A 10840-nucleotide genomic window follows, 5' to 3' on the forward strand; every position below is an offset into this window, starting at 1 on the left:
ATGAGATAGAGAGGAGGGATGGAACAGATGAGACGGATGAGGTAAAGGGAAGAAATGGGACGGATGAGACAGATGAGGCGAAGGGGAGAAATGGGAGAGATAAGACAGATGGGATGAATAAAGTCTTTTATCTTTGTCTTATCCGTCCCCTTCCATTAGTGGGGGTGAACAAAAACTTTTCCCATTTGTCTCATCGGTCTCATCCGTCCCATGTGTCCCATTCCATTAGTGGTGACGGATAAAGCATTTTGTTCTAAGCAACTCTTAGTGGGGGTGAACAAAAACTTTTCCCATTTGTCTCATCGGTCCCATTTGTCTCATCGGTCTCATCCGTCCCATGTGTCCCATTCCATTAGTGGTGACGGATAAAGCATTTTGTTCTAAGCAACTCTTTTCAAGGATTTCGGTTATTATTTGGGTATTGAACTAAATAGTCTGTTCAAGATAAAAGGTTCTTTGGGAGCAAAACGAGTTTTCATCTGAATTTGGCTAACGGCAAAACCTAATTGTCGGGTATCCTTTGAATTCGGGTCATAATCTTTGGGTATCCATGTATGGGAACGAATGCCAATCATTATGAAATCTTGTTGTTGTGGAGGTATCTTTACAGAAATTTTCTGAAAACCTTCCTTATCACCGATTGAAAGCAAAGGCTCATCGTTTATTAAAATAGTATTATCAGCGTGTTTTGCTTGTGGAGGTATGTATGCATCTAAAGTAAGCGTATATTCCTTATCTACCAAGACGGGAACTCTCATTAACGATTGTTGTTTTGTCCAGCGTTTGGATGCCCCTGGTTTTTTCCATTCAGGTGCGGATTCGGTTCCGTGCCAATTCTTAAGGAAATTTCGGTCTCCAACACTTCCTATATTCAAAATATAGTTTTTGAGGGCATCTTTTTTAGGTAAATCAGGTGGCATTTCATTCAAAGCCATTTGTGTTTTTTTGCCGGCATAATTTATCACATAAAGCCCTCCTTCGGCTTGGTTCCCGCTAATGATGGCAGAAGTAATATCTCTACCAATTACGGAATGAAGTAAACCTAAAGAGAATGTGTTCCCTTGTAATATCATTTTTCCACGGTCTATTTGCACAGCGGGATGCCCTTTACTATTAATATCCCATTCCCAGAAATTAGTGCCAATGACGGTTAATTGCGTTTGATTACTCCGATGCCAGATACAACGGTCTAAGGGTCCCCAAAAGGCACAATTGTTTAGACTGATTTTCCCATGCCCTGCATCCGGAAGTATTTCGATACCAGCGGAGTCTGTGCTTTCCCAGCGTCCGACAAATTCACCGTTGGTTATTAATAAACCATAAGGTTGTAAATCCTCGACCAATACCGCACGACGACAACAGTCTGCACCAATACCTAAAAAACTACCGTTACATGCACCGTTTTTTGTTCGGGAAAATTTATAACCAACACCATAACCGAAGCAGAAGGTATGTGTTACATATTGCCAGTCGGTTCGGGCAAATTCAAAGGCAACACCATTTTCATTTATCCAAAGGCAATAGGGGTCATTAGGATTGTAATTAACACCAAAGGGCCAGAAATGACAATTTTCTACGCGGGAAATATCATAACAAGCATCAATATATAGACCCCGAAAAGATGGGTATCCAAATACATTTCGAATCATCATTCGGGCAGAGTCCTGAAAATGGAGTGCTTCATAAGGATTAATGATACAGCAGTCATATACGGCAACATCTGTTGTCCCCTTTGAGTAAACCGCAGGAGGATAGGGTATGGGAGGAACAATTTCTTTTGACCATTCCGGGTAGGATATGATAAACCCTGCTAATGTGGCATTATTACCGGCGAGGGTGATAAATGGTTCTGTTTCCGATTGGTTTTTACCTGCGTAGGCATGAAGAACAGAGCCTACGAGATTCGGTTTGTTAGGATAATGGGAAGTGGGAGGAGTTTGAAAAGTCCCCTGTAATGTTACACCCGCGGGGATTTTTAAATTGCCTAAAATTTTATATGTTCCTGCGGGAACAAGGACAATCGCTCCTCCTATTTCACCGGCTTTATCTAACGCCTGTTGAAATGCTTGTGTCGCATCGGCAGAGCCATCATTTTTTGCTCCAAAATCAGTTACATTAATAGCATAGGGAGACTGGGTATCTGCTTTTATATTCCCTACTAAAAGAAGAAGTATACCTATTAAAAGAAACCGCATAAGTTTTATCCTTATAAATTTTAGATTTTTATTTACTTGCTTTATAAATTACATGTCTTATAACAGATAATTCAAATTTTGTAGTTAAATAATCGTTGTAAGATAGAGCATAAAAAAACTACGCCCTACGAACAAAGGCAGGGCGTAGTTTTTTAGTTAAAATTCGATACCTTATTTAACAGGAATGGGTATGTTTGTTGATTTATATGCTGTTACTATAGTTTGTGCATTGACTAGGAATTTCCCATTGCCGCCTTTCACTAATGGGACAGGAAATTCTTGCAAATAACACCGAGAGATTGTCAGATTGAAAAATGCAGGTTGGTTAATAGAACCCACAGGCAGTTGTTGTAATAATTCTTTTGGAATTACATGAGACCCATCATCCATGAGGGTGCAATTAATTACAACTACATTAGCCACCTCTCTATCTCCATTGAAAATATAACTTGTTCCTGAAAGAGTTACTTCAATAAAACTTCCCGGAACAGGTGTTTCCGGAGCATTCCATACTATGTTCATGTCTTGCTCAGGATTGAAATCAAATGTTGAACCATATAATGTTTGTGTTATTTCCGGAGAAGTAACTTCTAATTGAGGCGGAATCTGTCCACTAACGGAAAATGCTCCAATATCGAAACCACCGGGCCAGGAAGCATCAAAATTGGGTTGTTCGTTAGTCGTGTAAAGTGGATTTGTATAATCCAAAATGAAAGTAGAATACATCCACGGTTGAACCGTCCCTATTTCTTGAAAATAGGTATCGGACATTCTAATCAAATCAACGGCTTTGTCTACAGACTGGAACAAACCGGGAGCGCCGGGGTCAAGTCCTGTCCAATTAATTTGGGGAAGATTATCATTCCCATGTTGTTCTTGTGAAAAGTTATATTGGTAGGTATGAACAGAGCACTGGTCATTAACTACAGATATAGGATTGTCTGTAAATGAAGCAAAGATTGCTGAGGGAGAAATTAAGTATTGGGTTACTTTCGTTAAGTAGGATTGTTTATTTAAGGTAACATTCATCAATCCGACATAGGAATCCTCTTTGGGATATTCTACTTTTATGTCTGCAACGGCACAATCACCTGCAGAGCAGGATGTGTTCGTTTGACTGAGAACCGTTACCGATGGACGACCGATCACAAATACAGTAATTGGAACGCCACCAACAGCCTTCAAGCAATAATATCCCGACCTATCCGTAATGGCTTCGGTTCCAGCGGAAGAACGAACAGTCACATTCCCTATAGGATTCCCGTTACTATCCGTAACTGTTCCCTGAATGCAACTATTAAATGCTGCAGTAATATTACCAATATCCATGCAATTATCTGTTTCACAAGAATTTCCGACTGTATTTGCATTGAAATTTTGTTGGTATACAGGAATTTGCGAACCGGGCAAATACACCTCAATCGTAACTGTGGAATTTCCTTTTACATTGACGCAGAAGAAGCCTGTAGTATCGGAGTATACAATAGTAACTCCGTTATAGGAGACACCAATTGCCTTGATTACTGCACCCGCTACAGGTTTTCCTTCATCGTCTTTTATATAACCCTGAATGCAGGTTTTATCCGTAATAGGTGCGTCACAATTCCACCATGTTAAATGCTGAACAGGTGCTTTATAATATTTATTGCCTCCATCGTTATAAACTGTTCCTTTGCCTGATTCTATCCAGATACCTTTTTCTTCATCAAAATACCATAATGGCACTTCTTCACCGGCATTCATGGGCGAATCATCCGGAAGGTCAAGAGTTATTTCAGCAGGGTTATCTGCTTTTGCGGAAGTATCTAATGAAACTTCTTTCCCGTCCTTCTTAATGGTAAAGTCGGCAAGAGCAAAAGATTCTAAATCAACGCGTTCTCCCTGTTTTGATGCGGGCACTCCTTGGAATCCTCCCGGGAAGGCCAGGATATCATTGGGTTGAGAGAAATCCAAAGGAGTTATATATACTTCTACAGGTCCAACAACAGGGTTCCCTGCTTCATCAAATACGGAATTAGGTGGAATCTTTATACCGTTTCCTTCCAGGTCTATAACCGTAGCACCATTTTCGATATTAGGGACATCCTGAATTTTGATTTGTTTTGCAAGGGTAACATTTACTGTTACTGGCAGGATATCCCCAACTTCAACTTCTGTACTGTAAGGAGCATAACCCTCTTTTGTAACAGAAAGAACATAAGAGCCTTTGGGAACATTCTCTATCATATATAATCCAGGCTGGTCGGAATATACCTTAAAACTTGTGCTTACCAATTCAACGGTTGCATATGCTATAGGATTTGTTTTTGTGTCATTTATCCAACCTGTAATAGAGATATTGGGTTCCGATTGCCCTTCACCTTCTCCTTCGGTGGTTCCTTCGGTGGTTCCTTCGGTGGTACCCTCGGTGGTTCCTTCGGTGGTACCCTCGGTGGTTCCTTCGGTGGTACCCTCGGTGGTTCCTTCGGTGGTGCCTTCGGTAGTCCCTTCTGGTGTTCCTTCTTGCTCTCCTTCTTGACCTCCGCCTACAGTCATATTCACTGTAACGAGTTCTTCACCATCCTGAGGGGATTTGACTTTTAAAGTATCGGAGTATGTCCCTTGTTGTAGTCCAGTACGGGAAACAGTCACAGTTATTATTTTCTTATCAGAAGCACCTTGACTGGTTCCCGATGCGGGGTTTACAGTTAACCAGTTTGCTGTTTTAGTAATTTCAAATTCCATGTTACCTGAAGTTTTATTCCAGACCTCAAATGTTTTTTGTGTTTCTGTGCTACCGAAGTCCAGAGACTTGATGCTCACAACAACCACAGGTTTACATCCTTGTGCTGAAATCAAAATAACAGCACCCAAAAGCAGTACGAACATTTTTTTATAACTCATGGCTTTCCTCCTCAACTAAAAGATTTTAGTTTTAGGTTTTAAGTTTGCCATATATTACCACATTTTTTATCTTTTGTGTACATTTTTTTGTTTTTTCAAAATATAATCGAGAGTTGACATTATTTTGTTTCTTTATTTTTTATTCCTTTCATTTCAATAATGTAAGATATAATGAAAAATTATATGAAATATATAATAATTTGCAGGAGTAATGAGTATGATGATTTATTATGTATTTTTTTATGGTGGCGATGTAATAATCTCGCTACTTGTATTTTTTGTTTACATTCTGCTGATTGTAGGTGCAATAAAGGAATGTCGGTGGATTCGTGGGCGTATTTCGCGAATGCAATTAGAGGGAGCGATTATTATGTTTACAGGAACTATTGCAAAATGGATTGTTTTTAACCAGTTTTTAGCCATAAACCCATTGCGAAGTGAGGATTGGACTTATTGGTTTGACCGGGGGGAACTGGGTTTGTATTTTATAGGACTTATCCTTTTTGGATTAGGCTTTTTTCTATCGCGGAGACCGCGACCGGGACTTAAACCCTGGGCTGCAGGAATAAAACGAATGGCTGTGATGAGTTTCTTTATAGCATTAGGTTTCAGTATACTATTATGGTTTTATTTATATGCACGCTGGTTTAATTTTTCTTGGGAATATGGGCGAGTGCTTTTTAGTATCGCTTTATATCCCTTTGCCATTGGCTACCTGAAACAGGAGCGGAATCCTTCGGTATTGCCTCCAGAAATTAATGATTTGATTTGATGAAAATTAATTTTTTTATAACAAAATAACCTTACAGAACTTAGGAATAAGGAGATGAATGATAAACTTGTTATAGGTATGCCTGCGGGTTCTCTGGCAGACCCTAATCGCGGTGGGAATTTGGTTACCTTATTAAAAAATGCAGGTTTCCCAACAAAAGGTTATGACCAGGGGGGACCGACATCGTTCCCATTACATTCCTTTTTAGTAGGATGGGATGGCAGACCCCAGGAATTTGGGACGCAATTGTCTATTGGAGAAATAGACCTTGCTATTGCGGGTGATGACTGGATTTTAGAGCGAGAACTCGAATTGAAAATGGAATATAGTCAGTCCTGCCCAATGAAACGAGTTTTATCTTTAGGACGCGGTGCTGTCCGTCTGGTGATTATTTATAGACCCCAATCTATTTCGTATGATGAGTGGTTCAGGGATTTATTGGAACAGAAACAATTGGTTACTATGGTTGCTGAGATGCCGTATATTGCATTAGATTGGTTTCAGAAAAAAAGTAAATTATTGGGGTTGGCAGATAAATTTAAGAGTTTTTCTATCCAGAAATTTAAGACACCTCCGCGGATTGAACAGGGAATCGTTATCTATGAAACATGGGGAAAAACAGAAGCCAAAGTTTATCAAGGTTCGGTAGATTTCGGATTGGAAATAACCCAGTCAGGTTCTGCGATTCGCAATTATGGTCTTGAAATAGGAGAAGAAGTTTTGCGTTCGGAATCTGCCGTTTATGTCCGTGAAGATTTGAAAGAGTATGAAAATAAATATGAAATAGCCCATATGTTCCTTTTGAATTTATATGGTGCTATGCATGCAGAAAGAAGGGTATTGCTTTTCTTTAATGCCCCTATTGATGCAATAGAAAAGATAACACAATATCTGAAAGAGAAACATTTGTTTGCAGATGAACCAACAATTAATCGTGGAACTAATTTTGCCGAATTTAGTGTTCAATTATGTGTTGATGATAAGGAAATACCTCTGGCACGCATTCGTTATGAACTTATGCTGTTAGGTGCCCGTTCTTTGGAAACGGTTCCTCTGGAATCAAGTATTCCCAATTTAGATGTGATAAACATATAAACGAAATTTTTCATAGGAATATTTATGTGAATACATCAGAGATAAAATCCTGTCCTTCTATTTCTGTTATTATCCCGTGCTATAACGAGGCCGAAAATATCCCATTGCTGGTAGAGGGGATAGACCGTGTGTTTAAGGAAAGAGTTAAAGGAGACTATGAATGCATTCTTGTAGATGATGGTAGTAATGATTCAACGCCAGAAGTTATTGAATTATTAAAATCTTCTTATCCTTGTATTGTTCCTATTCGTTTGAAGAAAAATTCGGGGCAATCTTATGCCTTGTATAAAGGATTGAAATTTGCACGAGGAGAATATATTATTATTCTGGATGGTGATTTGCAAAATGACCCGAACGACATTCCAAAATTGCTTGATAAATTACAAACAGTAGATTTTGTTCAAGGATATCGGGAGGAACGGAAGGATGATTGGCTTCGCACCTGGATTAGCCGACAGGCAAACCGTATTATTCGCTGGCTTTTGGATAACCCTGTTCGTGATACAGGTTGTGCCTTAAAAGCAATGCGAAGGGCATGTATAGAATATATTATTCCTTTCAATGGCTCTCACCGTTATTATGCTTTTTTGGTGCATTCCGCAGGTTTCTGTGTTGCAGAGATTCCTGTTGCTCACAATCCGCGAAAATATGGAACTTCTAAATATAACATTTCGGGGCGGCTTTTTAAGACATTGTTTGATATTTTAGGACTTTTCTGGTGGAAGAAAAGGGTGCTTCGTAGAGGGGAATAAACAGGGACACGCCTAATTTCCCACTCATTTTATCTTTATATTATTCTCTTAGAAGCACATCACAAGCCAGTCGTAATTTTTCCAGCCATCGGCGGAAGAATGCATGTTTTCGCGCCTGAGAACGAAGGAAAATAATCGCTTTCCGTTCTAATAAGTAACGATTGAGTTTTTGCCTTTTAGGTTGAATTTTCTTCCCTTGTGCTTCTTCCATTGGCTTCCACAGAGTTTCTTTGGGGTAGCCGAAAATAACAAGGTCTTCATCTGCAATCTGATTTATAATGTTCTGCATCATTGTTAGTTTATCGGGGTCTGTGCTTAGTTCCTCAACCCATTTTTTTAATGAAGCCGTTGTAGGGCGGGTATGTTGCTTAACCCCTAACGGGTCTCCCAATCCCTGTTGACGATTTTCATCTTCTGATTTGCCATAGTCAATAGCCTCAACCTCAAAAGGAATTTCGAGGAAAGAACATATTTTTTCGAATTGTTCTTCGGGCTTCTTTACGAGCTCCTCGTATCGAATATGATATATATCTACTTCCTTTTTGCGGAGAAAGTCAGCAATAGCGGGGATATAACGATTTAGGATAGGGTTGTGTTCATTAGCAACTTTATAATCCCCATCAAAAAATGAATTGGCAAACGAAGAAAAAGTTGCCAAAGGGTGCCGTGTGAGAATAATGTATTTTGCGTCCGGATACACTTTCGCAATAAAGGGCAGGACTAAAGAATATGCAGGGGTTTTATCCAGACAAATTCGTTTATTCCCTTTTGCAATGAGATATTGTCCATAAAGAACATCGCAATAAGCGCGGCATGCTTTCCAATAATCATTTTCTTTGTTGGGCAATTGCTGAACGAAAAGTTTTTGTGCCTCTGCGGAAAGGATATGGTCATAAGGGGCTTTATCCACTTTGGCCCACACGCCCAAATGGGCTAATGGTGTCAAAATATGCGGTTCGGGACCTCCCTGTATTAATGAGTGAGAAGAAAGCATCCGTTCTAACATGGTTGTGCCAGAACGCGGGGGACCTATTAGAAATACCATTTTATATTCCATATAGAAAAACTCCTACCATTCATAGAGACTAAAAGTTTACAATATATAGCATTCGCATGTCATATCTATAGAAAGAAAAAATTATGAATAGGAACTTTTATAGTAAATATGTGTTGACGAGCCTGTTTGTGTGTTTGCTGTGGAATGTTTCTGCAGAAGATACAAGTTTAGAAACGAGAATAGTTTAATTCCTCGATGTGCATGTTCCAAAATTATTAGATAAAAATCATGTTTCAGGGACGGTGCTTGCTTTCGTGTGTGGGGATACAGTAGTTTTGAAAGGATACGGTAAGTTAGGATTTGACCTTGATGAACCTATGGATGCAAAGAAAACACCTGTTTTTGTTGCTTCACTGTCAAAACTTTTTACTGCGGTAGGAATTTTACAAATTTATGAGCAGGGAAAACTATCCCTGGATGTAGATGTCAATCAATATATGAACGATTTCCTAATCGCATATCCTTTTGCAGAGCCGATTACCATTCATCATCTTCTCACACATACGGCTGGCTTTGATGACCGTTTTTTAGGTATGGGTGCCCGAACGAAAGATTATGTTTTGCCGTTGGGAGAATATTTGTCAAGAAGGTTACCTCCCATAATTTTTCCGCCTGGGACTGCTATTAGTTATTCCAATCATGGGTTTGCTTTGTTAGGGCATATAATTGAGGAAGTTTCTGGAAAAAAATTTAATGATTATATGAAGGAATATCTATTTGAACCTCTGGAAATGTCTAATAGCCGATTTGATGGAACTTATCCTGAAGATTTAAAACTTCCCAAACCGTATCTGGAATATCTGGGCAGGTCTGAAGTAATTAAAATGGATTTTGCACAAACACCACCAGCTTCCAGTTTATGCACAACAGCAGAGGACTTTTCTCATTTTCTAATTGCCTTGCTCAATGGAGGAAGGTATAAAAATCATTCATTATTGCGAGCCTCTACAGTTTTATTAATGCAGACGCCGCGATATAAACTACATCCACTTCTGCCCGGTTATGCCTGCTGTTGGGAAGAACGGTTTATTAATGGGAAAAAAGTCTTACAACATTCTGGGTTAACTTGGGGGTTCAGTAGCCATACATTAATTATTCCTGAAGAACGATTTGGACTGTTTATATCCATTAATAAAGGGGAACATACATTTATTAATGAATTAATTCCCTTACTGATTAGAAAATTTTCTTTGCCTGTGAGGAATGTCGAAAATATTCGAAAACATCCCTCATTTGTTGATAAGTCGTTTTATCACCAAATCACAGGATTTTATCGGCATAATCGTTATTGCAGAAGCGACTATTTTAAGTTGGCTACTTTCCTTCCGGGAATGACCCATGAATACTATATCTGCGGAAATGCATCCGAGAAGACCCTCACGATGAAATATCTGGCTTTCCAATCCGGGGAGTGGAAAGTCGAAGAGATAGGAGATATGTTATGGGGTAGAAAAAATACAAATGGGGAAGTTGCAAGTGTTCCGAGAATAACTTTCATAAAGAGTTATCAAAAGAGACCGTATCAACTTGTAATGGGGAACGATGTTTATGAACCGATTTATTTCTGGGAGACGAAACTTTTTCAGTATGTTGTATTTTTTGCGTGTGCGGCAGTTTATCTGATGAATTTATGGATAGTTGGGCTTCGCTTTGTGGTAATGTGTTTTACTTCATGGGTCTGTAAAAAATCTATTAGATTTAATATAAATTATCTTCAATTATTGACCCTTTTCTTTCTTATTTACAATCTTTGTTTTGGAGGATATATTTTCTTATTCTTGAAACCTCAAACATTGGGTTATGGAACACCTCTGGGGCTTTTTATCCTTTTGGGAATTCCTTTCTTTTTGTTGTTGCTAACAATGCTTGCAACTATTCGATTTCTCTTTAACTTAAAAGAGTGGAGTAAGCAGAGGTTCTTTGATTTGTTATCGCTTCTTTCTTGTTATGGTTTCCTGTTCCTTTTGTATTATTGGAATATTCTGGATTTTCATTGGAGAGGATGGAGTATATGAGACGGATGAGACAAATGGGACGGATGGGACGGATAGGACGAATGGGACAAAAGGGACGGATGGGACGGATA

8 protein-coding genes are annotated in these 10840 nt (G+C 39.0%); 5 read left to right on the forward strand and 3 right to left on the reverse strand.

Annotation, left to right across the window (positions count from 1 at the left end):
* Positions 1 to 242, forward strand: a 242-nt coding sequence (locus PLA12_03865; protein HOQ31632.1) for a hypothetical protein, incomplete at its 5' end; no start/stop codon positions are given.
* A 168-nt stretch (positions 243 to 410) separates the two neighbouring features.
* Here the strand turns inward: PLA12_03865 and PLA12_03870 are convergent.
* Both PLA12_03870 and PLA12_03875 read right to left on the reverse strand, forming a co-directional pair.
* Entirely contained in the window at positions 411 to 2195 is a 1785-nt protein-coding gene (locus PLA12_03870; protein ID HOQ31633.1) for a glycosyl hydrolase family 28-related protein, read from the reverse strand.
* 171 nt (positions 2196 to 2366) lie between these two features.
* Entirely contained in the window at positions 2367 to 5078 is a 2712-nt protein-coding gene (locus PLA12_03875; protein HOQ31634.1) for a carboxypeptidase regulatory-like domain-containing protein, read from the reverse strand.
* Positions 5079 to 5295: 217 nt separating this feature from the next.
* Here PLA12_03875 and PLA12_03880 point away from each other — a divergent pair, with 217 nt between their 5' ends.
* Genes PLA12_03880 through PLA12_03890 form a run of 3 tightly spaced genes read left to right on the forward strand, consistent with a single transcriptional unit; the run spans position 5296 to position 7697 of the window.
* Positions 5296 to 5850: a hypothetical protein gene (locus PLA12_03880; protein ID HOQ31635.1), complete on the forward strand. Its 555-nt coding sequence runs from the start codon at positions 5296 to 5298 to the stop codon at positions 5848 to 5850.
* Between the two features lie 54 nt (positions 5851 to 5904).
* Positions 5905 to 6945 (forward strand): hypothetical protein, encoded by a 1041-nt coding sequence (locus PLA12_03885; GenBank protein ID HOQ31636.1) that lies wholly within the window; start codon positions 5905 to 5907, stop codon positions 6943 to 6945.
* A gap of 26 nt (positions 6946 to 6971) precedes the next feature.
* Positions 6972 to 7697 carry a glycosyltransferase family 2 protein gene (locus PLA12_03890; GenBank protein HOQ31637.1) on the forward strand — a complete coding sequence of 242 codons (726 nt, stop codon included), beginning with the start codon at positions 6972 to 6974 and terminating at the stop codon, positions 7695 to 7697.
* A gap of 40 nt (positions 7698 to 7737) precedes the next feature.
* On the opposite strand, the gene PLA12_03895 is transcribed toward PLA12_03890, so the two are convergent.
* A complete protein-coding gene (locus PLA12_03895) occupies positions 7738 to 8754 on the reverse strand; it encodes a sulfotransferase (GenBank protein HOQ31638.1) in 1017 nt (338 codons plus the stop codon).
* 197 nt (positions 8755 to 8951) lie between these two features.
* On the opposite strand from PLA12_03895, the gene PLA12_03900 reads away from it, so the two are divergent.
* Positions 8952 to 10769, forward strand: coding sequence for a serine hydrolase (locus PLA12_03900; GenBank protein ID HOQ31639.1), 1818 nt, complete (start codon positions 8952 to 8954; stop codon positions 10767 to 10769).
* Positions 10770 to 10840 lie beyond the last annotated feature (71 nt).

The sequence above is a fragment of the Candidatus Hydrogenedens sp. genome (assembly GCA_035378955.1).
In the GTDB taxonomy this organism is placed as follows: Bacteria; Hydrogenedentota; Hydrogenedentia; order Hydrogenedentales; family Hydrogenedentaceae; genus Hydrogenedens.

What these genes read in the sequence shown, in the direction of transcription:
- PLA12_03870 (HOQ31633.1), bottom strand. Translation starts at nt 2,195, where the DNA reads ATGCGGTTTCTTTTAATAGGTATACTTCTTCTTTTAGTAGGGAATATA.
- PLA12_03875 (HOQ31634.1), bottom strand. Translation starts at nt 5,078, where the DNA reads ATGAGTTATAAAAAAATGTTCGTACTGCTTTTGGGTGCTGTTATTTTG.
- PLA12_03880 (HOQ31635.1), top strand. Translation starts at nt 5,296, where the DNA reads ATGATGATTTATTATGTATTTTTTTATGGTGGCGATGTAATAATCTCG.
- PLA12_03885 (HOQ31636.1), top strand. Translation starts at nt 5,905, where the DNA reads ATGAATGATAAACTTGTTATAGGTATGCCTGCGGGTTCTCTGGCAGAC.
- PLA12_03895 (HOQ31638.1), bottom strand. Translation starts at nt 8,754, where the DNA reads ATGGAATATAAAATGGTATTTCTAATAGGTCCCCCGCGTTCTGGCACA.